General features: G+C 51.0%; 25 protein-coding genes and 1 riboswitch. Of the genes, 23 read left to right on the top strand and 2 right to left on the bottom strand.

Going from position 1 to position 22,642, the window contains the following annotated elements; translation table 11 throughout:
- Nucleotides 1–132: 132 nt before the first annotated feature.
- Nucleotides 133–1,155, bottom strand: coding sequence for a PTS sugar transporter subunit IIC (locus DWV73_RS06245; protein ID WP_117796166.1), 1,023 nt, complete (start codon nt 1,153–1,155; stop codon nt 133–135).
- A gap of 251 nt (nt 1,156–1,406) precedes the next feature.
- On the opposite strand from DWV73_RS06245, the gene DWV73_RS06240 reads away from it, so the two are divergent.
- The 10 genes from DWV73_RS06240 (at nt 1,407) to DWV73_RS06195 (ending at nt 10,433) form a co-directional block, all read left to right on the top strand.
- Nucleotides 1,407–1,877 carry a hypothetical protein gene (locus DWV73_RS06240; protein ID WP_117796165.1) on the top strand — a complete coding sequence of 157 codons (471 nt, stop codon included), beginning with the start codon at nt 1,407–1,409 and terminating at the stop codon, nt 1,875–1,877.
- 166 nt (nt 1,878–2,043) lie between these two features.
- Complete coding sequence (gene metF / locus DWV73_RS06235; protein WP_022359348.1) at nt 2,044–2,904, top strand: methylenetetrahydrofolate reductase [NAD(P)H]; 861 nt, start codon at nt 2,044–2,046, stop codon at nt 2,902–2,904.
- Entirely contained in the window at nt 2,904–3,557 is a 654-nt protein-coding gene (locus DWV73_RS06230; protein WP_107000493.1) for a vitamin B12 dependent-methionine synthase activation domain-containing protein, read from the top strand. Before metF ends, DWV73_RS06230 begins: the two co-directional genes overlap by 1 nt.
- 30 nt (nt 3,558–3,587) lie before the next feature.
- Nucleotides 3,588–6,065, top strand: a complete 2,478-nt coding sequence (locus tag DWV73_RS06225) for a homocysteine S-methyltransferase family protein (RefSeq protein ID WP_117796164.1) — start codon at nt 3,588–3,590, stop codon at nt 6,063–6,065.
- Nucleotides 6,066–6,139: 74 nt separating this feature from the next.
- Complete coding sequence (locus DWV73_RS06220; RefSeq protein ID WP_022359351.1) at nt 6,140–6,415, top strand: HPr family phosphocarrier protein; 276 nt, start codon at nt 6,140–6,142, stop codon at nt 6,413–6,415.
- A gap of 128 nt (nt 6,416–6,543) precedes the next feature.
- On the top strand, nt 6,544–6,978 hold the full coding sequence (locus tag DWV73_RS06215; protein WP_107000491.1) for an acyl-CoA thioesterase: 435 nt from the start codon (nt 6,544–6,546) through the stop codon (nt 6,976–6,978).
- Nucleotides 6,979–7,098: 120 nt separating this feature from the next.
- Nucleotides 7,099–7,203, top strand: a riboswitch (THF riboswitch).
- 63 nt (nt 7,204–7,266) lie between these two features.
- Complete coding sequence (locus DWV73_RS06210; protein ID WP_022359353.1) at nt 7,267–7,830, top strand: folate family ECF transporter S component; 564 nt, start codon at nt 7,267–7,269, stop codon at nt 7,828–7,830.
- Between the two features lie 127 nt (nt 7,831–7,957).
- Complete coding sequence (locus DWV73_RS06205) at nt 7,958–8,542, top strand: biotin transporter BioY (protein ID WP_022359354.1); 585 nt, start codon at nt 7,958–7,960, stop codon at nt 8,540–8,542.
- A gap of 312 nt (nt 8,543–8,854) precedes the next feature.
- Nucleotides 8,855–9,682 (top strand): Mrp/NBP35 family ATP-binding protein, encoded by an 828-nt coding sequence (locus tag DWV73_RS06200; RefSeq protein ID WP_022359355.1) that lies wholly within the window; start codon nt 8,855–8,857, stop codon nt 9,680–9,682.
- Nucleotides 9,683–9,719: 37 nt separating this feature from the next.
- The gene (locus tag DWV73_RS06195; protein ID WP_107000490.1) at nt 9,720–10,433 is read left to right on the top strand and encodes a GTP pyrophosphokinase family protein; all 714 of its coding nucleotides are present in this window, start codon (nt 9,720–9,722) and stop codon (nt 10,431–10,433) included.
- Nucleotides 10,434–10,498: 65 nt separating this feature from the next.
- Here the strand turns inward: DWV73_RS06195 and DWV73_RS06190 are convergent, their stop codons facing one another.
- Entirely contained in the window at nt 10,499–11,380 is an 882-nt protein-coding gene (locus DWV73_RS06190) for a GNAT family N-acetyltransferase (RefSeq protein ID WP_181357181.1), read from the bottom strand.
- A gap of 280 nt (nt 11,381–11,660) precedes the next feature.
- Between DWV73_RS06190 and DWV73_RS06185 the strand changes: the two genes are divergently transcribed.
- The 13 genes from DWV73_RS06185 (at nt 11,661) to DWV73_RS06130 (ending at nt 22,634) form a co-directional block, all read left to right on the top strand.
- A complete protein-coding gene (locus DWV73_RS06185) occupies nt 11,661–12,026 on the top strand; it encodes a CidA/LrgA family protein (protein WP_107000488.1) in 366 nt (121 codons plus the stop codon).
- On the top strand, nt 12,023–12,715 hold the full coding sequence (locus DWV73_RS06180) for an LrgB family protein (protein ID WP_107000487.1): 693 nt from the start codon (nt 12,023–12,025) through the stop codon (nt 12,713–12,715). Before DWV73_RS06185 ends, DWV73_RS06180 begins: the two co-directional genes overlap by 4 nt.
- 121 nt (nt 12,716–12,836) lie before the next feature.
- Entirely contained in the window at nt 12,837–13,601 is a 765-nt protein-coding gene (locus tag DWV73_RS06175) for a nitroreductase family protein (protein ID WP_333489839.1), read from the top strand.
- A 276-nt stretch (nt 13,602–13,877) separates the two neighbouring features.
- Nucleotides 13,878–14,795, top strand: a complete 918-nt coding sequence (pyrF, locus tag DWV73_RS06170; protein WP_117796163.1) for an orotidine-5'-phosphate decarboxylase — start codon at nt 13,878–13,880, stop codon at nt 14,793–14,795.
- A gap of 10 nt (nt 14,796–14,805) precedes the next feature.
- Nucleotides 14,806–15,570: a dihydroorotate dehydrogenase electron transfer subunit gene (locus tag DWV73_RS06165; RefSeq protein ID WP_107000486.1), complete on the top strand. Its 765-nt coding sequence runs from the start codon at nt 14,806–14,808 to the stop codon at nt 15,568–15,570.
- Nucleotides 15,567–16,472, top strand: coding sequence for a dihydroorotate dehydrogenase (locus DWV73_RS06160; RefSeq protein WP_022359363.1), 906 nt, complete (start codon nt 15,567–15,569; stop codon nt 16,470–16,472). Before DWV73_RS06165 ends, DWV73_RS06160 begins: the two co-directional genes overlap by 4 nt.
- A gap of 14 nt (nt 16,473–16,486) precedes the next feature.
- Nucleotides 16,487–17,161, top strand: a complete 675-nt coding sequence (pyrE, locus tag DWV73_RS06155; protein ID WP_107000484.1) for an orotate phosphoribosyltransferase — start codon at nt 16,487–16,489, stop codon at nt 17,159–17,161.
- A 74-nt stretch (nt 17,162–17,235) separates the two neighbouring features.
- The gene (locus tag DWV73_RS12750; RefSeq protein WP_022359365.1) at nt 17,236–17,385 is read left to right on the top strand and encodes a hypothetical protein; all 150 of its coding nucleotides are present in this window, start codon (nt 17,236–17,238) and stop codon (nt 17,383–17,385) included.
- A 106-nt stretch (nt 17,386–17,491) separates the two neighbouring features.
- Entirely contained in the window at nt 17,492–17,959 is a 468-nt protein-coding gene (locus DWV73_RS06150) for a VanZ family protein (RefSeq protein WP_107000974.1), read from the top strand.
- The gene (locus DWV73_RS06145) at nt 17,940–18,266 is read left to right on the top strand and encodes a hypothetical protein (protein WP_107000483.1); all 327 of its coding nucleotides are present in this window, start codon (nt 17,940–17,942) and stop codon (nt 18,264–18,266) included. Before DWV73_RS06150 ends, DWV73_RS06145 begins: the two co-directional genes overlap by 20 nt.
- Nucleotides 18,267–18,393: 127 nt before the next feature.
- On the top strand, nt 18,394–20,466 hold the full coding sequence (locus DWV73_RS06140) for an aminopeptidase (RefSeq protein WP_117796162.1): 2,073 nt from the start codon (nt 18,394–18,396) through the stop codon (nt 20,464–20,466).
- Nucleotides 20,467–20,535: 69 nt separating this feature from the next.
- The gene (locus tag DWV73_RS06135; RefSeq protein ID WP_117796161.1) at nt 20,536–21,816 is read left to right on the top strand and encodes a D-alanyl-D-alanine carboxypeptidase family protein; all 1,281 of its coding nucleotides are present in this window, start codon (nt 20,536–20,538) and stop codon (nt 21,814–21,816) included.
- A gap of 224 nt (nt 21,817–22,040) precedes the next feature.
- Nucleotides 22,041–22,634 carry a hydrolase gene (locus DWV73_RS06130; RefSeq protein ID WP_117796160.1) on the top strand — a complete coding sequence of 198 codons (594 nt, stop codon included), beginning with the start codon at nt 22,041–22,043 and terminating at the stop codon, nt 22,632–22,634.
- Nucleotides 22,635–22,642: the final 8 nt, after the last annotated feature.

Below are 22,642 nucleotides of genomic sequence, written 5' to 3'. Positions count from 1 at the left end.
CCTGTTTTGCTGTCATAGGTCTATGAATCTGGCCTTACTGGGCACGTATGCGTGAACCGTGACAATCTGGCTGATTCTAAGGACAGATGCCAGATAGGAATGATAGATAATTGGAAGCACATGGAGCTATAATTATAGATCCAGCTTCAAATCGCCTTCCTTGATCCATCCGGCTTTCCGGCAAAGTGCGCCGAAGAACAGGGTCAAAACAGCCGGAAGCACGAAGCAGATGAGCAGGATGTCCGGCCACATCATCGAATTTCCACTTCCCTGCATGGCGGTGTAGATTCCGATCGGTCCGACGAGACCGCAGGTTCCCATGCCGGAACCGGCTGGAATATTTTCCAGATGGAAGACCATCGTGGAGAGCGGACCGGTGACCATCGAGGCGAGTGTCGGTGGAATCCAGATTTTCGGGTTCCGGACGATATTTCCCATCTGGAGCATCGAGGTTCCGAGTCCCTGTGCCAGAAGACCACCCCATTTATTTTCACAGAAGCTTAAAACGGCAAATCCGACCATCTGCGCGCAGCAGCCTGCGGTGGCGGCACCGCCTGCCAGACCGTCGAGGCTTAACATGATGCAGATTGCCGCACTGCTGATCGGAAGCGTCAGGGCGATGCCGATCAGGGCAGAAACCAGAATACCCATGAAAAGCGGCTGCATGACGGTCGCTGTCTTCACCAGATTTCCGAAAGCGGTCATGAATGCGGAGACGCCCGGACCGACAAACTGTGCGGCCAGGATGCCGGAGATGATGGTGACACCCGGGGTGACGAGAATATCAACCGGTGTCTCTTTGGAGACGATTTTTCCAAGCTCGGCTGCGATGATGGTGGCAACGAGCGCGCCGACCGGACCGCCGAGTTCATTGCCCGCGATGCCGACGGTAGCGGCGGAGAAAAGGACGAGCGTCGGTGCCTTTAAGGCGTAGGCAATCGAGACGCCGAGCGCCGCACCGGTCGCGCTCTTGGCGTAGCCTGCGATCGTAGTAAAAATTACAACGCCTGTTTTTTCCCCCAGCGTGCCGAAAATGGTACCGATCAGAAGAGAAGCAAACAGACCAAATGCCATCGCGCCCAGCGCATCGATGAGATACGTCTGAACGGAGATGACAACCTGCTTCCGTTTCAGAAAAGCTTTCACACGTTCCATATTGATAGAACCTCCCAGAGTAAAATAATTGTGAACGGAATGAATCGTTTCAGCCATTCCGGTCAAATCCATGACAGTCAAATAAATGGCTTACACCTGTCTTGACAGGTGTAATGGACGTTTGTATTTTAACACGAAATGGAGAAAATACAAGAGAAAATATAGAAAAAAGTAAAAAAGTTATGGTACAATAAAAAATAATTGACGAGGTGTTTTCGAAAAAGTATGTTCGATCCGAGGGGAGGTATTTCATGCAGAGACGAATTTGTCCGATTTGCGACCATCCGATCAAGTATGGTCATTATTGTTCTTTTTGTAAACAGTGGATCCGGAATCCTAACTATGTCAATGCAACTTATTATCTGAATGAGCGCCACCCGGCGCATGAGACGGACTGTGAGTACCACAATGCGGGATCTGCCTCGTGGGAAACGAGTGCAAGGGCAGGCACAGATGCCATCCGCACGCTTGCGGACCGGGCGAAGGTATATTCCCAGACGCAGAAAGCAGCAGGCGCAGGCAGACAGGCATCCGTCCGGACACAGAACCAGAACAGTATGTCGTATCAGACAACGCAGAGACGAAGCGCGGTGCAGCAAGGAAAAAATCAGAAAAAGAAGGGGAAAATGAGCCTTGTGCTGGTGATTTTGCTGATTTTGTTTGCTTTGTCTGGAATTAATTATCTGTATCGTATGTTTATGTATTTTATTTGGTTCCTATAGATTTTACCTATGGCAAGATATAGAAAATCAATCCAGAAGATAGCTGCCGGAAGTCTGGCGTTCATTGGGGAAATATGGTATACTGAGCAAAAATCATATAGAATACATAGGCAATAGAGGTCCGGGGCAGAACCGGACGAAATGATGAGAACAGGAGATAAATACGATGAAGATTAAGGATATTTTAGCCAAAGGACAGCCGACGCTTTCGTTTGAAGTGTTCCCGCCGAAGGAGGAGAGCAACTTCGCTTCCGTTGAGAAAGCGGCGCTTGAGATTGCAAAGTTAAATCCGTCATTTATGAGCGTGACCTACGGAGCAGGCGGCGGCACAAGCCAGTATACGGTCCAGATCGCATCGGATATCCAGAGCACCTGCCAGGTGCCGGCGCTGTCACATCTGACCTGCGTCTCCTCGACCCGTGAGAAGGTGCACAGTGTCCTGCGCGAGATTCAGGCACACGGAATTGAGAATGTCCTGGCACTTCGCGGCGATATTCCGAAAGACGGCAAGGTAGAAAAAGATTATCAGTATGCATCCCAGCTGATCCGCGAGATCCGTGAGACCTGCCCGGATCTGTGCATCGGCGCAGCCTGCTATCCGGAGGGACATGTGGAATCGGTCAACAAGACGGTGGATATCGGGCATCTGAAAGAAAAAGTGGAAGCGGGCTGTGATTTTGTGACGACCCAGATGTTCTTTGATAATAATATCCTTTATAATTACCTGTACCGTATCCGAGAAAAAGGAATCACGGTTCCGGTTGTCGCAGGCATCATGCCGGTGACAAACATAAGTCAGATTAAGCGCATCTGCAGCATGTCCGGCACCTACCTTCCGGCACGCTTCAAGGCGATCGTAGATCGTTTTGGTGATAACCCGGCAGCGATGAAGCAGGCAGGTATCGCCTATGCAACTGAGCAGATCATCGATCTGATTGCAAACCATGTAAATGGAATCCATGTATATTCAATGAATAAACCGGATGTAGCGGCGCAGATTAAGAACAACCTGTCGGAGATTCTGTAATGGCGGAAGTCAATCGGAGAGAAATATATCGGTATTTAGGAATTAAAGGGCAGCAGGAGCCGGATCCGCAGACGAAAGATCTGGTGGAGGACTGTCTGGGAGAATTAGAGCGGTCCGTCAACTGCCGGAGCTTTTACAGACGCTATCCGCTGACGCTGCTGCCAGATTCAGAACTTGATTTTACGTGTTTTAAAGTAAAAAGCCGGGCGCTCAGCCGCAATTTAAAGGACTGCCAGGAGGTCATCCTTTTTGCGGCGACGCTGGGTGCTGGTGTGGATCTGCTTCTGCGCCGATACAGCCGTCTTTCGATGAGCCGGGCGGTTGTCCTGCAGGCGTGCGCGGCGGCACGGATTGAGAGTTACTGCAATGAAATCAATGACAAATTAAAAGCGGAGGCAGCAGAAGAAGGACTCTATCTGCGTCCCCGCTTTTCGCCAGGTTATGGAGATCTGCCGCTTTCGTGTCAGCCGGATTTCTGCCGGGTACTGGAAGCGGAAAAGACGGTGGGGATTACATTGACGGAAAGTTTTTTGATGATGCCGTCCAAGTCGGTGACGGCGGTCATCGGAGTATCGAAGATAGCGGCGGGCTGTGTGAAAGAGGGCTGTGAGGTCTGTTCAAACAAAAACTGCCTGTACCGGAGAGATAAATAAGTAAGAAACAAAAACAGAGAGGAAGCTGACATGGGTATACGGGAAGATTGGAACGATAAAATACTGGTATTTGACGGAGGAATGGGAAGTCTTTTGCAGGGAGCCGGGCTGAAACCGGGCGAACTGCCGGAAACCTGGAATATCAAGCATCCGGAGGTTCTGGTAAAGATCCATGAGGATTATCTGAACGCGGGCGCGAATATTATTTTATCGAATACATTCGGCGCGAACCGTCTGAAATACAATGAGACAGCCGAGTTTAATCTGGATGAGATCGTGGATGCGGCGATGAAAAATGCCCGGACAGCGGTAGAACACTGCGGCCGTGGTTATGTAGCGCTGGATCTGGGACCGACCGGACGCCTTTTAAAGCCAATGGGCGATCTGGACTTTGAGGAGGCGGTCTCCATCTATACCGAGGTGGTAAAGGCAGGCGTGCGCGGCGGCGCGGATCTGATTCTGATCGAGACGATGAGCGACACGTATGAACTCAAGGCAGCGGTTCTGGCGGCAAAGGAAAATTCCGATCTTCCAATCTTTGCAACCACAATTTTCGATGGAAAAGGCAAACTTTTAACCGGCGGAACACCGAAGTCCGTTGTGGCACTTTTGGAAGGTCTGGGCGTGGATGCGCTCGGAATCAATTGTGGATTAGGTCCGGTTCAGATGAAGCCGATTGTGGAAGAACTGCTTCGGTATGCGTCGATCCCGGTGGTTGTCAATCCAAATGCGGGACTTCCGCGAAGCGAGGGAGGAAAGACTGTATATGATATTGATCCGCCAGAATTTGTCGAGGAAATGAAAGGAATGCTGGAGATGGGCGTTTCGGCAGTCGGGGGCTGCTGTGGTACGACCCCGGAGCACATCCGTCTGCTGGCAGAGATGTGTAAGGGCAGAACGAGAAAGCCGATCGAGCCGAAAAATGACACTCTCATCACTTCCTACGCGTCGGTAGTTGAGATGGGAACCGATCCGGTCATTATTGGCGAGCGCATCAATCCGACCGGAAAATCAAAATTCAAACAGGCGCTGCGCGATCACAACCTGGAATATATCCTGCGCGAGGCGATCACCCAGCAGGAGAATGGCGCTGCGGTGCTTGACGTCAACGTGGGACTGCCGGAGATCGATGAAGTGGCGATGATGCGCGAGGTCGTACAGGAATTGCAGGCGGTGACTGAGCTTCCGCTGCAGATTGATACGACTGACACAGAGGCGATGGAACAGGCGCTGCGTATTTATAATGGAAAGGCACTGATTAACTCTGTCAATGGCAAACAGGAGGTCATGGACGCTGTATTTCCGCTGGTAAAACATTACGGCGGCACGGTGGTTGCGCTGACGATCGACGAGGAAGGCATTCCGGCGACGGCGGACGGACGTATGGCGATCGCGCGGAAAATCTGTGCGGAGGCGGAAAAGTATGGCATCCAGAAAAAAGACATCGTGATCGATGCGCTCTGTATGACGATCAGCTCCGAGCCGACCGGCGCGCTGGTGACACTGGAGACGGTGCGCCGTGTCCGCCAGGAACTTGGCTGCAATACGATTCTCGGCGTTTCAAATATTTCCTTCGGATTACCGCAGCGTGAGATTGTCAACTCCAATTTCTTTACGATGGCGATGCAGAGCGGTCTGACCGCGGCGATCATTAATCCAAATTCGGCGGCGATGATGCGTTCTTATTATAGCTACCGGGCCCTGGCAGCACTGGATGAACACTGCGGCGATTATATTGAGCAGGCAGCGCGGCTGGCGATTCCAAAGGCAGGTGCGGGCGGAGCTTCCGGCGCAGGTGCAGCAGGCAGCGCAGGTTCGGGTGCCCCGGCGGCAGGTGCAGCTGGAGCTTCCGGCAGTGCGGACACTGGCAGCCAGGCATCCGGTCCGGAGCATCAGCTTACGGTCAGTGTGGAGAGAGGTTTAAAAGAGCAGGCGGCATCGGCAGCCGGGGAACTCTTAAAGACCATGGATTCCCTGACCGTCATCAATTCCTGCATGATCCCGGCACTCGATAAGGTCGGAAAGGGTTTTGAGGCAGGCACCGTCTTTCTGCCGCAGCTTCTGATGAGTGCGGAGGCGGCAAAATCGGCGTTTGAGGTCATCAAAAACCAGATGGAGTCCTCCGGGGAAGCAGGAGAGAAGAAGGACAAGATCGTGCTGGCGACCGTCAAGGGCGATATTCATGACATTGGAAAAAATATCGTAAAAGTATTATTGGAGAATTACAGCTATGATGTGCTGGATTTAGGTAAGGACGTAGCTCCGGAGGCGATCGTGGAAGAGACGATCAAGAACCATGTAAGACTGGTTGGTCTGTCCGCCCTGATGACGACCACCGTGCCGAGCATGGAGGAGACGATCAAGCAGCTCCGCAAGGAAGCACCGTGGGCGAAAGTCATGGTCGGCGGCGCGGTTCTGACCCAGGAATACGCGGATATGATCGGAGCGGATGCGTATTGCCGCGATGCGATGGCGTCTGTTAATTACGCGCAGCAGGTGCTGGCCTAACGCTTGACAGTCTGCCCTACTTAGACTAAAATTAGAGTAATTAAAAACTAAGAATTGACGAGGGAGGGACAGCTATGGTATCGAAGAAAGTGAAAGTGGTTAATCCATCGGGACTTCACCTGCGGCCGGCTGGCGTGCTTTCGCAGACCGCGATGAAATTTAAGAGCCGGACTCTGATTGAGTGCGGGGAGAAACATATTGTGGCAAAGAGCGTGCTGAACGTGATGGCAGCGGGTATCAAGTGCGGCACCGAGATCACGGTTGCCTGCGACGGACCGGATGAGGAAGAAGCGCTGAAGACGATTACCGAGGCGATCGAGAGCGGACTCGGAGAAGAACTGGAACAGTAAGGTATCAGCCATTGCCTGCACAGTGTGCGGACGGTGACACACATATCAGAACCAGAGGGGGATATTGCAGAACGGCAGAAATTGCAGTTGTGCAGGTATCCCTTTTTAGATGGAAAAGAGGGGTTTTTATGGAACTGAAAATTTACGAACACAAAGCGCAGTATTATGAAACCGACCAGATGGGAATCATTCACCATGCAAATTACCTACACTGGTTTGAGGAAGCGCGGATCGACATGATGGAGCAGATGGGAATGGGATATGACATCATGGAAAAACAGGGGATCATAAGCCCGGTGCTGTCGGTTCACTGCGATTATAAGAGCATGGCGCGGTTTGGCGAGACGGTGCAGGTGCTGGTTCAGATGAAGGAATACAACGGCATCCGCATGACGCTGGAATACACGGTTTTTGACAAGGAAACGGGCGCAATCCGCTGCGTGGGCGAGAGCCGCCATTGTTTCCTGACCCGCGACGGAAAGCCGGTTTCCCTGAAACGCAACTATATCGAGATGGATCGTGCGTTTAGGGAATACAGCGAACAGAGCCAAAAAGAAGAGTAAATGCTGGTCGGTTCGAAAATGGACTGCCAGAGGCGTGCTTGTGCGGAAATTGCCAGAAGCGCTTATAAAGTGCTTGAAAAGCGGGAAAATTATGGTATGATGTAAAAGATAAAAAAGAAACGCAGAGTAGGAATACAGGCGTTAAGTGCTGGTTGAACAGGGAGTTGTCAGCCGGACGAAGAGACCCTCCGGGGTTTCGCGGTCAGTATTCCGCATCCCGCTGCATCGTTGATACAATCTATCTCCTGATGTGGTTCGAGAGATCTGCAGAAAAGGAGGTATTTTTTTATGAAAAAATTTGCAGTATGTTATCAGGCATCCTTTCAGGAACTGAAACACGTGAAAACACTCACGACTGCCGCCATGCTGATGGCTGTCTCCGTTGTTCTGGGATACTTCACGATTGAGGCTGGTCCGTATTTGAAAATCGGATTCGGCGGTGTGGTCAACCAGTTTGTCTACTACCTCTTCGGTCCGGTGGCTGGAGCGGTCTATGGCGGAGTCTTGGACCTGGTCAAATATGTCGTAAAGCCGACAGGGGCATTTTTTCCGGGATTTACGCTGAATGCGATGCTGGGCGGCGTGCTATATGGCACAATTCTGTATCGGAAACCGCTTACCTTCCGCCGGGCGCTCTGGGCGGATCTGGTGGTGGCGCTGATCTGCAACATATTTTTGAACACACTCTGGCTTAGCATGATGTCTGGAAAAGCAATGATGGTGCTTCTGCCGATGCGTGTGCTTAAGAATCTCATCAAGTGGCCGGTGGATGCAGCACTCTTTTATCTGATTGCAAAACGGATGGAGAGTCTTGGACTTGTGCGGATGATCCGTAAATTCCAGGCGGAGTGATGCTGGAGGATTCGTTTTGAGCAAAAGGAAACATACATGGACAGCGAAAGTCTGCAGGCACGGTGGCTGCATGCCATGAAAGGAACCGTTTATGAAAAAATGCATCATGCATGATGGAGGAAAACAGATGAGAGAAAAAGCAGTTTCGCGGAGCCGGGAACATTCGAAGGATGTGGCGCTTTGCGGTCTGTTTGCGGCGCTGGTCGCCGTGGGGGCATTTATCAAGGTTGTCATTCCGACCGGCGCAGATACCATGAACTTCACCTTGCAGTGGTTTTTCGTGATGCTGGCAGCATTTCTGCTGGGCTCCAGACGGGCATTTACCAGTGTGGGTGTCTATTTGCTGATTGGACTTGCGGGCGTCCCGATCTTTGCACGCGGCGGCGGTCCGGCGTATCTGCTGCGCCCGACCTTTGGTTTTCTGCTGGGATTTCTCCTTGCGGCGTGGGTCATGGGAAAGGTCTGTGAATGTTTGAATTCCTGGAAAATGGGAGCGCTGATGACGGCGGCGACGGCTGGATATGTGGTATATTATGGAATGGGAATGGTTTATTTCTATCTGATTACCCATCTCGTAACCCTGCAGCCGATCGGCTGGAAAGCGATTGTGCTGGTTTACTGCCTGCCGGAGATGCCGGCGGATTATATTCTCTGCATTCTGGCGGCGATCATGGCAAGACGGCTGCGCCCGATGGTACAGGCGTATCTGTAGAGAAAAATGAATAGGATATAAAAAAGACAGACAGTCTGAATGCAGTGTAGCAAACGGGCTGTCTGTTTTTGTCTCATAGAAAACGTTACTGTTCACGCATACGTGTACAGTAACGGCACATTCTTTTGTAACGCTGCCAGTTGTGTTTGCCCCCTATCATTTTTGCAGAAAATATGGTAAAATGTACGGAGATTACGACAGGGGAGGATTTGGGCGTTACAGGTTTTTGGTCTTGGAAAACGTCTGAAGAGGATGCAAAAACGAAAACCAGCGAACGATCAGAATCCAACCTGATAAAAAGGAGAAGTATGTATGAGTGAGAATTGCAGTCATAATTGTTCAAGCTGCGGCGAAACGTGTGCCAGCCGGACGATGGAGAGTTTCCGGGTGCCGTTAAATCCACAGAGTTCAGTTAAAAAAGTAATTGGTGTAGTCAGCGGCAAGGGCGGCGTCGGAAAATCCCTGGTGACATCCCTGATGGCATGTAAGATGCGTGCGAGAAACAACCGCGTTGGCATTCTTGATGCAGATATTACAGGACCGTCGATCCCGAAGGCATTTGGCATTCACGGCATGGTAGGTGTGACAGCGGATCAGCTGATGCTGCCGCGCACGACCTCGACGGGGATAGAGATTCTTTCTTCGAACCTGATTCTGGAGCATGAGACGGATCCGGTAATTTGGCGTGGACCGGTTGTGGGCGGCGTGATTAAGCAGTTCTGGAGCGAGGCACTCTGGAAGGACATTGATTATATGTTTGTCGATATGCCTCCGGGAACCGGCGATGTGCCGCTGACTGTATTTCAGTCCCTGCCGCTGGCAGGTATTATCATTGTGACTTCCCCGCAGGAGCTGGTTTCGATGATCGTGGCAAAAGCGGTCAACATGGCGAAGAAGATGGATATTCCGATTCTGGGACTGGTTGAAAACATGAGTTATCTGGAATGTCCGGACTGCGGAAAGAAGATTTCTGTGTTCGGTGAAAGCCATATCGAGGAGACGGCAGACGAGTATGAGATTCCGGTGCTTGCGAAGATTCCGATCGATCCGTCGATTGCGTCCAAGGTGGACGAGGGGCTGGTTGAGTATGTGGAATCCCCATGGCTGGATGCGGCGGCTGACGCAGTGGAGAAGGCATAAAAGAATATAGATATATAGAAGAGGTGGAAGAATACAAATGAATATTGCTCAGAATCCCAACAGCGAGCTGAGCCATTTCGCGGTCAATACGCCTCAGGTGTTTGAGATTCCTGAGACATTCCGGGAGACGGCAAGGCAGTTTCAGGAAGCGATGATGCAGTACAGCTGCGCGATTCGAGAGTTTAAGACGAAGCTGGAAGTGCTCAACGATGAGCTTTCCATGCGGAATGCAAGAAACCCGATCGAGATGATCAAGGCGAGAGTGAAGAAGCCGAAGAGTATTGTAGAAAAACTGCAGCGGCGCGGACTTCCGCTTTCGATCGAATCGATGGAGTCCAACCTGGATGATATAGCGGGTGTCCGTGTGATATGTTCGTTTGTGGACGATATTTACGAGATCAGCCGGATGCTGGAACGCCAGGATGATGTGACCATCATTGCGATCAAGGATTATATCAAGGCGCCGAAGGAAAACGGCTACCGCAGCTACCACATGATCGTGGAAGTACCGGTATTCTTTTCAAGCAGTAAGAAAAATATCCGTGTGGAAGTCCAGATCCGCACGATCGCCATGGATTTCTGGGCGAGTCTGGATCACCAGCTCAAGTATAAAAAGCAGCTGGATGCCCAGGAAGCCGCAGAGATCGGTGCGGAGCTGAAAAAGTGCGCGGATGTCATCGCGGAGACAGATTGCAAGATGTTAAGCATCCGTCAGAAGATTGAGGAAAAACATCCGACGCAGGAAGAATAGTCGTGATGTAAACGAATAGCTCATGTATCGGGGTGCTTTTGGCGGCTGAAGCGCCTGCCATATCTTTAATACATAAAATAGGACAGGGTTTCGGTAATTCGGAACCCTGCTTTTTTATAGATCGAGAGTGCCGGATAATTGTCACTGCTGACGTGAAGAACAATTCGGGTGCAGCCGCGCGCGATCAGATCGTTTAAGACCAGACAGAAAGCAGCTTCACCGATTCCTAGTCCGCGGCAGAGGTCATGGACCCGGAAACCGTAGAAACAGGCATGAAATGTGCCGGGAACGTCCGAGACGGGCTGCATACGCGCCATGCACACGGCAGCCGGAGAGCACATCGGATCCGGCGGAGTCTCTAAAAATTCATAGGTCAGAATTGTAACGGCCGGATCTGGATCATCGGCGCTGTGGAAGCAGTCCCAGCAACTGTCGGGATCAACACTTTCGTTGACGTCACCTTCCGGTGCAGAAGTGCAGGTAAAGGTAAGCGGGCGTTTTTCAACCATGGGAGAGTCAAAGCGTTCGGCCGCCGGGTCAAAGTCCCATTTCATCTGATATTCCTGATCAACGCGGTCAGCGTGAATGGCTTTCATCGTGGCAGCCGTATCAGCAGATTCCGGGTCAACCGGAAATAGAATATCGTGCTCACCGGAGATGTCGCAGGCTTTTTCTAAGAGTGCGGCAAAATATCCGCGTCGGCGCAGGGAAGGGCGGGTGAAGGCGATGCATTCGACGGGTTCCTCGTCCGAAGAGCCATCCGGTGGAAGGATCATTCCCATGATGGCTGCAAGTGTCTCTGATTCATCCAGAAGAAGCAGGAAACAATTTCCGTCTTCAAATGGAAAAGAAATGTGGATCGGCTGCGTCTTCTGGCATTCATTCAACAGTGCCAGGATCTGTTCTGCCTGTCTGGCAGAGAGAGAGTTTGTCTGAATTAAATTCATAACTTCTAATCCTTTCTTTCTTGCAATACAAAGTGTACCAGCTACAAAAGCAGCTGAGAAGATAAGTCTTTCATAAAGATAAACGTATTTGCGGATAAAAACTTCACGTTTTTTGGATCGAAAATGTCTGGATTTTACGAATCGGAAAAGCTTACCTGTATCGTATAAAAAAGACGCAAAAAATTCAAGGAAATTGACAGAATTTATGCTAATTTTCATATTGTCCTATAAATTTGGGAGTGATAGAATAGAGGCATTAAATACGAAAGGTGAAGACATCATGAAGTACTTGAAAGAAGTGACAATTATTTTTGGCATCACAATGCTGGGAGAGTTTTTGAACTATCTGCTTCCGTTTCCGGTTCCGTCCGGCGTATACGGATTGTTCATTCTTCTGCTTCTGCTTTGCACAGGTGCATTACATACAGAAGATGTGGCGGAAGTGGGAGATTTCTTCCTGGATACGATGCCGATTATGTTTATACCGGCAGGTGTAGGTCTGCTTGACAGCGTGCAGGAGGCGGAGTCCATCCTGGTGCCGCTGACAGTGATTACCGTGATTTCGACGGTATTTGTTATGGTTGCGACCGGGTGCGTGGCGCAGAGCATCATCCGCAGAAAGAATAAAGGAGGTGCGAAAGCATGAATGGACTGATTCATTCTTCTCTTTATTTTGGAATGCTGGTCAGCGTTGGCGCGTATATGTTGGGCGTCTGGCTGAAAAAGAAGACCGGCTGGGCGATTTTAAATCCGCTGCTGGTTGCAATTATAGTTGTGATTGCATTTTTATCTGTTTTTCATATAGAATATAAGGAGTATAACCGCGGTGCGGTGTATCTGGGCTATTTCCTGACACCGGCAACGGTCTGTCTGGCGATTCCGCTGTATAAGCAGCTGGAGCTTTTGCGCCAGCACCTGATTGCGGTTGCTTCTGCAATTGTGGCAGGGGTAGCGGGAAGTGTCGGCAGTATCTATGTGATGTGCCGTTTCTTTCAACTGGAGCATACGCACTATGTGACATTGCTTCCGAAGTCCATTACGACGGCGATTGGCATGGGCGTCAGCGAGGAAGCGGGAGGTATCGTGACGCTGACGGTTATCAGCATTATAATTACAGGAATTTTGGGAAATATTATAGCCGACTGGCTGTTTCAGATATTTAAAATTGAAGAGCCAATCGCGAAGGGTCTGGCACTTGGAACAGCAGCCCATGCGATTGGAACGGCAAAGGCGCTGGAATTAGGCGAGATCGAGGGTGCGATGAGCAGCTTGTCAATTGCGGTCGCCGGTCTTTTGACCGTAGTGGTAGTACCACTGATGTCGGGACTGATTTAAAGGTGGTGCTGAAACGGTCAGAATTTGTATAGAAATTGGAATGCACATAGAGAGGCAGAGAAAAAGATACTGCGGGTCATGCGCATGATAACGGCAGCAAAAAGATAGGAGGGGAGCAGGTATGATGAATTTGTATGAGGCGATAGGATGTCGCCATTCAGTTCGAAAATACACCGATCGGGAGGTCACGGAGAAGCTGCGTGGGCAGATCCTGTCCTATTTTGATAAGACCTCCCGGTTAAATGACCGGATCCGGGTTGAGGCAGTGATATTCGACAATACAAAGAAAAAAGCCGATGTCCACGGACTCTGGAAGGTGGATGCTCCCTACTATCTGGCGATCTATTCGGACCAGGAGGAAGGCTGCGAGCGCAATGCCGGTTATCTGATGGAGCAGATGGTGCTCTATATGACGGCAAAAGGGCTTGGAACCTGCTATTTGGGCAGCGTGCAGCCGGCGCAGAAGGTGCGCGGCGGCAAACGCTGCCTGATGATGGTCGCATTCGGCTACCCGGAGGGCAAGCTCTACCGTGAAAGCCCGCTGGCAAAGCGCCTCCCGCTCAATGAACTCTGTATTTTCAAGGAAGAAGCCGGAGAGCAGATGAAGACGATTCTCCGTGCGGCGCGTCTCGCACCGTCCGCGATGAACACCCAGCCGTGGCGCTTCATCGTCTATTCCGACCGAATCTATGTGTTCGCCCTAAAAACCCGCTTTCCGGGCAAGAGCTTCCATGCGATGCGCGAATTCAGCATCGGCATTATGCTCTCCCACATTATGCTCGCCGCCGAAGAACTCTGGATGGAACTTCAGACGGAGACGGAGGAACATTTTGCGGCTAAAAGTTACAAAAATGGAGATTATGTGGCGACGTTGACGCTGCATTAGATGCATTGATTCATTGTGTTAAATGTTGAAATAGTTTATATTTAAGCAAGAAAAACCAATTTTGCAATTTTAAAACCAATTATTCAAAGAAACGATACACTCAAGAAAGAAGCGCGCCAGCCGTCCGATGCCGTGACAGCTGGCGCGCTTCTTTCGGGGCAATCAAAAGGGCATAAGCAAAAACCCTTTTTTCCTTGCTCCGTGCCCTTGAAAGCGCCCTCCACTTATGATAAAATAAGTTGATTATTTATGAGAGATACTCTGGAGGAGAACGTGATGGTTAGTAAATTGATTGAGAAGATTCAGAAGACAAAGGCACCGATCTGTGTAGGACTGGATCCGATGCTTGGATATATTCCGGAGCACGTGAAGGAAAAAGCATTTGCGGAGTTCGGAGAGACCCTGGAAGGAGCGGCAGAGGCGATCTGGCAGTTTAACTGTGCGATCGTGGATGCGACGGCTGATCTGATTCCGGCGGTCAAACCGCAGATTGCGATGTATGAGCAGTTTGGCATCGAAGGCCTGAAAGCGTATGACCGGACTGTCAAATACTGCCAGCAGAAGGGCTTAATTGTCATCGGAGACATCAAGCGCGGCGACATCGGTTCCACATCGGCTGCCTACGCAACCGGTCATCTCGGCAACGTGAAGGTTGGAAATACGACCTGTTCCGCGTTCAATACCGAGTATGTGACGGTCAATCCGTATCTGGGAACCGACGGCGTGAAACCATTTGTGGACGAGTGCAACGCATCCGACCGCGGTATCTTTGTACTGGTAAAGACTTCTAACCCATCCAGCGGCGAGTTCCAGGATCGTCTGGTGGACGGCCGCCCGCTTTATGAGCTGGTAGCGGAGAAGGTCGTTGAGTGGGGGGAGGCTTCCATGGATGGCGACTACAGTAATGTAGGCGCAGTTGTGGGCGCAACTTACCCGGAGATGAGCAAGATTCTGCGTAAGCTGATGCCGAAGACTTACTTTCTGGTTCCGGGTTATGGCGCACAGGGCGGTACGGCCGAAGACTTAAAATACTGCTTCAACGAGGATGGACTGGGCGCGATCGTCAATTCTTCCCGCGGTATCATCGCGGCATACAAGAAAGACGCATACGCCAAATTCGGTCCGGAGCATTTTGCGGATGCATCGAGACAGGCTGTCATCGATATGATTGCGGACATCGGACGCGTACTGTAAGGAGGAGCTCATGGCACAGAAGAAAGAGACAGCAGTTGTATATAGTCAGGAAGAACTGGCACCTGGCATTTTCAGTATGTGGATCGTGACGGACATAGCGGACGAGGCAAGACCGGGACAGTTTATCTCGGTCTACAGCCAGGACGGTTCCAGACTTCTTCCGCGCCCGATCAGTATCTGCGAGGCAGATCCGGATGAAGGACGCCTGCGGATCGTATACCGGATTGCCGGTAAAGGAACGGATGAATTTTCCAAATATGTTTCCGGAGACCCGATCGACATCATGGGACCTCTGGGAAATGGTTTCCCGCAGGAGGGCGAAAATGTATTTCTGATCGGCGGCGGTATCGGTGTTCCGCCGATGCTTGAGATGGCGAAACAGTTAAACTGCGAAAAACAGATCATTTTAGGATACCGGGATGAAAATCTCTTCCTCCGGGATGAATTTGAGGCATATGGAGAAGTCTTTGTGGCGACCGAGGACGGAAGCGTCGGCACGAAGGGCAATGTCCTGGACGCGATCCGGGAGCAGAACCTGACGGCGGATGTGATCTACGCCTGCGGACCGACTCCGATGCTGCGCGCCATCAAGGAGTATGCGGCAGAAAAGGGAATCAAGTGCTATATTTCCCTGGAGGAGAAGATGGCATGTGGAATCGGCGCCTGTCTGGCATGTGTCTGCCAGTCGAAGGATGTAGACCACCACAGCAATGTACACAACAAGCGGATCTGCAAGGATGGTCCCGTATTTTTAGCCGAGGAGGTAGAATTATGAGACAGATGGCAGTCAATCTTGCGGGTGTAGAGCTTAAAAACCCGGTCATGACGGCATCCGGAACCTTTGGTTCAGGGGCAGAGTACGGCGAGATGGTCGATCTGAACAAGCTCGGCGCGGTTGTGACCAAGGGTGTGGCAAATGTGCCGTGGCCAGGCAATCCGACCCCGCGTATTGCGGAGGTGTACGGCGGCATGATCAACGCGATCGGCTTACAGAATCCGGGGTATGATTTATTTGCATCGAGGGATATCCCGTTTTTACGTCAGTATGATACGAAGATTATCGTCAATGTATGTGGAAAAACGACGGAAGATTACGTCGATGTAGTGGAAAAACTGGCGAGCCAGCCGGTCGATATGCTGGAGATCAACATTTCCTGCCCGAACGTCAAGGAGGGCGGCATCGCATTTGGACAGGATCCGAAAGCAGTGGAGGCGATCACCCGCGAGGTAAAACGCCATGCGAAACAGCCGATTATCATGAAGCTCAGCCCGAATGTTACCGACATCACGGAGATGGCGAAGGCAGCCGAGGCAGGCGGTGCGGATGTGCTGTCCCTGATCAACACACTGACTGGCATGAAGATCGATATCAACCGGAGAACCTTTGCGGTAGCCAACCGTACCGGCGGTCTGTCCGGTCCGGCAGTGAAACCAGTGGCAGTCCGCATGGTTTACCAGGTGGCGCAGGCGGTCAAGCTTCCGATCATCGGCATGGGCGGTATCATGAATGCGGACGATGCGATCGAATTTATTCTGGCAGGCGCAAGCGCGGTGGCAGTCGGTACGGCGAATTTCCATAATCCGTATGCGACGGAGGAGATCGTGAAGGGCATCGACGCCTACATGGAAAAATATGGCATTGAAGATATACATGAACTGATTGGTGCGGTTCGGTAAGATAGGAGAGTATGATGGAACAGTATAAGCAGGAATTTATCAATTTCATGGTAGAGAGCGAAGTGCTCAAGTTTGGCGAATTTACCTTAAAGAGCGGACGTAAATCTCCGTTCTTCATGAACGCGGGTGCATATGTAACCGGTACGCAGCTGCGCCGTCTGGGCGAGTATTACGCAAAGGCGATTCATGACAACTATGGTCTGGATTTCGATGTCCTGTTTGGACCGGCTTACAAGGGAATCCCGCTGGCAGTTGCCACCTCGATGGCGATCAGTGAGCTGTACGGCAAAGAAGTACGTTACTGCTCCAACCGGAAAGAGGTCAAGGATCACGGCGATACCGGCATCCTTCTGGGAAGCAAGTTAAAGGACGGCGACCGCGTCGTTATCATCGAGGATGTAACCACTTCCGGTAAATCCATCGAGGAGACCTTCCCGATCCTCAAATCCCAGGCAGATGTGGAGATCAAAGGCCTGATGGTATCTTTAAACCGTATGGAGCGCGGCAAGGGAGAAAAGTGTGCGCTGGATGAGATCAAGGAACTGTACGGCTTCCCGACCGCAGCGATCGTATCGATGTCAGATGTCGTAGAGTGCCTGTACAACAAGGAGTGCCAGGGCAAGGTCGTGATCGATGATACACTGAAAGCAGCGATCGACGCATACTATGAGCAGTACGGTGCAAAATAGAGATTTGGTTCACGGAGCGGCATGCTTGAAATGGGAAATGCCATGCGACGGAGTGTAAGAAGGAGCGGATCGATATGGAAAAGATCTACAAAACGATGCAGGGAACCGGTGTGATTAATATCGTGATTGGAAGCGTGATCATCACGGTAGGGCTGGCAGCCGGTGTGATGGCGATCGTCAGCGGTGCGTTTTTACTGAAACGCAAATCAGATATTACATTCTAAAAATTGGATTTGAAACAGGGCAGATATGCCCAGTCGAAAGAGAAAAACCGTATGACCGGGGACGGTGTACGGTTTTTCTCATTTCTGGCAGTTTATGTGGGGAATTATGTGGAAACGGACAAAAACGCATCAGAAGGTGTGCTGGATATTCTTTGTCGCATACCTGGTGCTTCTTATATATTTTATGTTTTTTTCGGACGGATTCGGGCGCGCGCCGCATGTGGAGTATGCCTATAATCTCGTTTTATTTAAGGAAATCAAACGGTTTTATATTTATCGTGATATAGTGGGAACGGAAGCGTTCCTGTTAAATACGGCTGGCAACGTGGTGTGCTTCATGCCGTTTGGATTTTTCCTGCCGATCATCAGTCCGAGATTTGGAAAATGGTACCTGATGTTGATTCTGAGTTTCCTTCTGACTTTGAGCATCGAGACGATTCAGCTCGTATTCAAGGTGGGAAGTTTTGATGTGGATGATATGTTTTTAAATACGTTAGGTGGAATTGCTGGCTACCTCTGCCAGTGGATTACACGTGCAATTGGGAGGTGTCTGCATGGGACGTCAAACAGATAACCGGATTTCTTATATCCGCAAGCCGATGGCAGAACACGGCTATCTCTGTCTGGGACTGGCGGGAGTCGGTCTGCTGCTGTGCGTGGCAGGGATGGCATTCAGTGTCCGCAGCCAGGGCAATACGCCGGTCGGCGCGCTGTCGATGTGCTTTTCGAGCATATTATTTTCCGTGGCGTCGCTGATGTACGGATGGAAATCTTTTAAAGAAGAAGAAAAAAATTATATATTCGCGAAAATTGGTACGATTTTGTCGGGGCTTCTGGTCATCTGGTGGATTGTGACGATTTTGATTGGCATCCGGGGCTAAGAATGAATGGGTTTTATGCGTGGCTTGCCTGGAATGCCGGACCAATGGAACGCCGGTAAGAGCCTTTGCGGCGGGCGTGGTTTGAAAGTGAAATTTGGCGATGGCAGAAGGAGGGAAATATCTGAACATGAAATATTGGGAACTTTTGAAAGAAGAAAATGAGGCGGTTGCGGAGCGCCATGAGCTCGCGATGGAGCGCATCGGCCATATGAAAGAAGAAGCGACGGTTGGTGAGCCATACCGGGCATTTTTTGAGCGCACCGTCCAGTTTATCGAGCTGATAGAAGAAACCTTCCAGAAACAGATGGATGGGACGCTGGCGGCGATGAGCCAGAAAGAGGCGGCAGAATTTAACCGGACGCTTTATGCGGATATACTTCCTGGGGCGTATGGAAAGAGCTTTGCGAACCCGGACTATGCGGCAAAAGAGCTGGGAGAGGACTATGGTCCGTGGCTGTCATTTCTCTATACGGAGATCCGCAGCGCGATCGTTTACGCCTATGAGAGCCGTCTGGTGGATGTGACGGTGTTGGAGGAACTGTTTATTGAGGTTTACAACCTGTTTGAGGGCGGTACTCCGGAGGTGGCGGAGCTTCGCGAGCCGCTTTATTATTTTGTCAGCGATTACTGTGACCGGATGCTTCCGTGGCGGGTGCGTGAGACGCTGGATCCGTCGCTGGATTTCGGAAAATCGATCATCATGGACAGTGATTTGAGCGATCTGCGTTATCTGTACCGGTTTGGCGAATATATCTCGGAGACAGAGCTTGCGACGGCGCGTTTTATGAATGAGCTGCCGGAGGAGACGGTACGCCGGATGGCAGATACCTACACAGAAGGCTACCGCAAGGGATTTGCGGCGACCGGACGCAGCTATGAGGGCAAGAAAACGGTGCAGATCCGTTATCACATCGGATTTGAGCGCATGATCCGGATGGCAGTGGAAAATTTCCGCGAACTCGGTCTGGAGCCGATCATTGCCCGCGCCTCCATCGGCACGGTGAACCGGATGGCGGCGCGCACGAACGGTTACTATGGCACACCGGCGAACCGCCAGTACGAGTATGATCACCGCTACGACAATGCGGTTTACCTGGACAAGGCCTTTCGTGAGCGGAAACTGTCTATTTTGAAGGTGGCATATGAGACATACAAGGATCTGGCGTCGGTATATGCCGGTCCGGCAGTGGTGGAAACCTTCGGCGAGGCCGGATTTGAGCCGGTCAATGCAGCAGCAGCCTTTTCTTTAAGTGAAAAACAGGAGAAACTGCTGTTATCCTACAGCAATGAGGCGATGCAGATTGTGGACGCGTATATTCCGGGAACGGAGACGAGCTTCACAATCATTGCATTCCCGCTTCCGGAGATCGGAGCGGAGTTTGAGGCGATTTTTAAGGAGACGATCCGCATCAATACGCTGGACTATGAGCTGTACCGCGACATCCAGCAGATCATGATCAACGAACTGGATCAGGCATCGCAAGTCCACATCAGCGGACGCGGCGGCAACCGCACCGATCTGACCGTACAGCTTCACACGCTTGCTGAGCCGACGAAACAGTCGAATTTCGAAAACTGCGTAGCGGATGTAAATATTCCGGTTGGAGAAGTCTTTACCTCCCCGCAGCTTGCTGGGACAAACGGGCTTCTGCATGTCGGCAGCGTCTATATCGGGGAATTTCAGTTCAAAGATCTGGAAATCCGGTTTGAAAATGGTATCGCTGTCTCCTATACCTGCAAAAACTTTGAGACGGAAGAGGAAAATAAGGCGTTAGTGAAACAGATGATCCTCAAAAACCATGAGACGCTGCCGATGGGCGAGTTTGCGATTGGCACCAACACAACTGCGTATGAGGTAGCGCTGCGCTACGGCATTCTCGACAAATTCCCGATTCTGATTGCCGAGAAGATGGGACCGCACTTTGCGGTAGGCGATACCTGCTACAGCTGGATGGAGGACTGCCCGGTCTTCAACCCGGATGGACGCGAGATGGTGGCGCGTGAGAATGAGATTTCAGCAAAACGCAAAGAAAACCCGCAGGAGGCATATTTTGGCTGCCATACGGACATTACAATCCCGTACTCCGAGCTGGATACGATCGAGGCGATTCATCCAGATGGAACGAGTGTAAAGATCATCGCGGGCGGACAGTTTGCGCTGCCGGGAACGGAGAAGCTGAATGAGCCGCTGGAAAAATAAAAAGAAAAAGTTATAGAAAACAGGTTTATTCTCATATAATCTCCTGAAAAGGGATTCCGGAGCAGCCGGATGGGAGATAGAATCAGAAAATGGATAGCCGTTCTGCTGGCAGGAAGTATACTGGCGATGATTCAGTTGGTTCCGGCCGGCGGGGCGGTTTTTGTTCGTGAAAACATAGAAAATAAAGAGATTCTGGGAGAGAAAGAGACTTCTCTACAACAGCCCCTTCACGCCCGCGCCTGGGTTCTCATGGACGCGGACAGTGGGCGTATTCTGGCGGGGAAAGATGCGGATACCGCTTATCCGATGGCAAGCACGACGAAGATTCTGACCTGCATTCTCGCATTGGAACAGGGAAATCCCGATGACTGGGTCGGGGTATCAGAGAAAGCGGCCTCCATGCCGGATGTCCAGCTCAATATGCGGGCGGGGGAGCGGTACCGCCTATCGGATCTACTCTATTCCCTGATGCTGGAATCCCACAACGACAGCGCCGTGGCGGTGGCGGAGCACATCGGGGGAAGCGTGGAAGAATTTGCGGAGAAAATGAACCGGAAAGCGCGGGAGATAGGATGTAAGAATGTTTGTTTCGTGACACCGAACGGTCTGGACGTTGCGGATGCGGATGGAAACGAACACAGCGCTTCGGCGGCGGATATGGCGCGGATCATGCGCTACTGCGCGTTCCAGTCGCCGTGCCACGAAACATTTCTGGAAATTACCCGTACGGCATCACGGACGATTCAGGATGAGTCGGGAAAACGTTCATTTTACCTGGCAAACCACAACGCGCTTTTAAGCCAGTGCGCGGAGGTGCTGTCGGGCAAGACAGGATTTACCGGGAAAGCCGGGTACTGTTATGTAGCGGCGTTAAAAAAAGAAGGAAAAGCATTTACGGTGGCGCTTCTCGGCTGCGGGTGGCCGCCGCACAAGACGTACAAATGGGCGGATATGCGGAAACTCGATCAGTATGCATTTGATACATATAACTGGTATGATATATTTGACCGGGAGAAAACATTTCCGGAGGTGGAGGTGAGGCGGGGCGTGAAAGGAACGACGGCGCTCACACTGAATCTGCCATCGGAAAAACAGACGTTTCTGATGCTTCTGCGCGCGGACGAGAAGCCAGACATCCGTTATGAGTACCCGACCGAGCTGGAAGCACCGGTTCATGAAGGACAGGAGGTCGGGCAGGCATCCTATTATATTAATGACGAGCAGGTGGCTGCTTATCCGATCTATGCGGCAGAAACAGTGGAGAAGATTGATTATGGGTGGTGTTTAAGACGATGCGTAACTTATTTTGAAAGAGAATTTCAGTCAATGTGGAAGACGTGGGGAGTTTGAGTTGTTATTACTGGGCACGTATGCGTGAACAGCAACGACTTGTTCACAATACGTTTACAAAAATCTGCTTTATTTTGCTGGTTAATTTTGTTATAACTATAGATAGTGTGAATTACTGAGAATCTTGAAAAGAATGTATTTTTTGCACAGAAAAATATTTCCAATCAGGACTCAAACAAGGATCTGGACACGGAAACGTGGAAAGAGAAAGAGAGGCACGGAGGATGAAACAGACATCACTGAGCAGGGAACAGGGGCTTGCGCTCCTTCGCAAGTATAATAAAGAACCATTTCATATTTTACATGGACTGACCGTGGAGGGCGTCATGGAGTGGTATGCTGAGCAGCTGGGATACGGGGACGAAAAAGCATTCTGGGGCATGGCAGGACTGCTGCATGACATTGATTTTGAACTTTATCCGGAAGAACACTGCGAGCGGGCACCGGAGCTTCTGCGCAACGGAGGCGCAGAGGAAGATTTAGTCCATGCGGTTGTCAGCCACGGCTATGGCATACGGGTGGATGTGGCTCCGGAACATGAGATGGAAAAGGTGTTGTTTGCAGCCGATGAGCTGACAGGGCTTATCTGGGCGGCGGCGAAGATGCGCCCGTCCAAGAGCACAAAGGACATGGAGCTTTCAAGTCTTAAGAAGAAATTTAAGGACAAGAAATTTGCGGCTGGATGTTCCAGAGATGTGATCCGCCGCGGGGCAGAGCAGCTTGGCTGGGAATTAGACAAACTGATGGAACAGACGATTCTCGCCATGCGTTCCTGTGAGGATCGGGTCAACAAAGAGATGGAGGAACTGGAGTTTTGAGAGAAAAT

The sequence above is a fragment of the Clostridium sp. AF12-41 genome (genome assembly GCF_003461685.1).
Classification (GTDB): domain Bacteria; phylum Bacillota; class Clostridia; order Lachnospirales; family Lachnospiraceae; genus Otoolea; species Otoolea fessa.
The sequence above is the reverse complement of the archived record's forward strand: the minus strand, read 5'-3'. Positions and strand labels throughout refer to the sequence as shown.

Bases quoted from the DNA above. Each gene is read 5' to 3' on its own strand.
- DWV73_RS06210 (WP_022359353.1), top strand. From the start codon at position 7,267: ATGAAAAAATTTGCAGTATGTTATCAGGCATCCTTTCAGGAACTGAAA.
- DWV73_RS06230 (WP_107000493.1), top strand. From the start codon at position 2,904: ATGGCGGAAGTCAATCGGAGAGAAATATATCGGTATTTAGGAATTAAA.
- DWV73_RS06175 (WP_333489839.1), top strand. From the start codon at position 12,837: ATGATGAATTTGTATGAGGCGATAGGATGTCGCCATTCAGTTCGAAAA.
- DWV73_RS06135 (WP_117796161.1), top strand. From the start codon at position 20,536: ATGGGAGATAGAATCAGAAAATGGATAGCCGTTCTGCTGGCAGGAAGT.
- DWV73_RS06140 (WP_117796162.1), top strand. From the start codon at position 18,394: ATGAAATATTGGGAACTTTTGAAAGAAGAAAATGAGGCGGTTGCGGAG.
- DWV73_RS06245 (WP_117796166.1), bottom strand. From the start codon at position 1,155: ATGGAACGTGTGAAAGCTTTTCTGAAACGGAAGCAGGTTGTCATCTCC.
- DWV73_RS12750 (WP_022359365.1), top strand. From the start codon at position 17,236: ATGGAAAAGATCTACAAAACGATGCAGGGAACCGGTGTGATTAATATC.
- DWV73_RS06240 (WP_117796165.1), top strand. From the start codon at position 1,407: ATGCAGAGACGAATTTGTCCGATTTGCGACCATCCGATCAAGTATGGT.
- DWV73_RS06185 (WP_107000488.1), top strand. From the start codon at position 11,661: ATGAAGTACTTGAAAGAAGTGACAATTATTTTTGGCATCACAATGCTG.
- metF (WP_022359348.1), top strand. From the start codon at position 2,044: ATGAAGATTAAGGATATTTTAGCCAAAGGACAGCCGACGCTTTCGTTT.
- DWV73_RS06195 (WP_107000490.1), top strand. From the start codon at position 9,720: ATGAATATTGCTCAGAATCCCAACAGCGAGCTGAGCCATTTCGCGGTC.
- DWV73_RS06130 (WP_117796160.1), top strand. From the start codon at position 22,041: ATGAAACAGACATCACTGAGCAGGGAACAGGGGCTTGCGCTCCTTCGC.
- DWV73_RS06145 (WP_107000483.1), top strand. From the start codon at position 17,940: ATGGGACGTCAAACAGATAACCGGATTTCTTATATCCGCAAGCCGATG.
- DWV73_RS06220 (WP_022359351.1), top strand. From the start codon at position 6,140: ATGGTATCGAAGAAAGTGAAAGTGGTTAATCCATCGGGACTTCACCTG.
- DWV73_RS06190 (WP_181357181.1), bottom strand. From the start codon at position 11,380: ATGAATTTAATTCAGACAAACTCTCTCTCTGCCAGACAGGCAGAACAG.
- DWV73_RS06225 (WP_117796164.1), top strand. From the start codon at position 3,588: ATGGGTATACGGGAAGATTGGAACGATAAAATACTGGTATTTGACGGA.
- DWV73_RS06165 (WP_107000486.1), top strand. From the start codon at position 14,806: ATGGCACAGAAGAAAGAGACAGCAGTTGTATATAGTCAGGAAGAACTG.
- DWV73_RS06150 (WP_107000974.1), top strand. From the start codon at position 17,492: ATGTGGAAACGGACAAAAACGCATCAGAAGGTGTGCTGGATATTCTTT.
- DWV73_RS06160 (WP_022359363.1), top strand. From the start codon at position 15,567: ATGAGACAGATGGCAGTCAATCTTGCGGGTGTAGAGCTTAAAAACCCG.
- pyrE (WP_107000484.1), top strand. From the start codon at position 16,487: ATGGAACAGTATAAGCAGGAATTTATCAATTTCATGGTAGAGAGCGAA.
- DWV73_RS06215 (WP_107000491.1), top strand. From the start codon at position 6,544: ATGGAACTGAAAATTTACGAACACAAAGCGCAGTATTATGAAACCGAC.
- DWV73_RS06180 (WP_107000487.1), top strand. From the start codon at position 12,023: ATGAATGGACTGATTCATTCTTCTCTTTATTTTGGAATGCTGGTCAGC.
- pyrF (WP_117796163.1), top strand. From the start codon at position 13,878: ATGGTTAGTAAATTGATTGAGAAGATTCAGAAGACAAAGGCACCGATC.
- DWV73_RS06205 (WP_022359354.1), top strand. From the start codon at position 7,958: ATGAGAGAAAAAGCAGTTTCGCGGAGCCGGGAACATTCGAAGGATGTG.
- DWV73_RS06200 (WP_022359355.1), top strand. From the start codon at position 8,855: ATGAGTGAGAATTGCAGTCATAATTGTTCAAGCTGCGGCGAAACGTGT.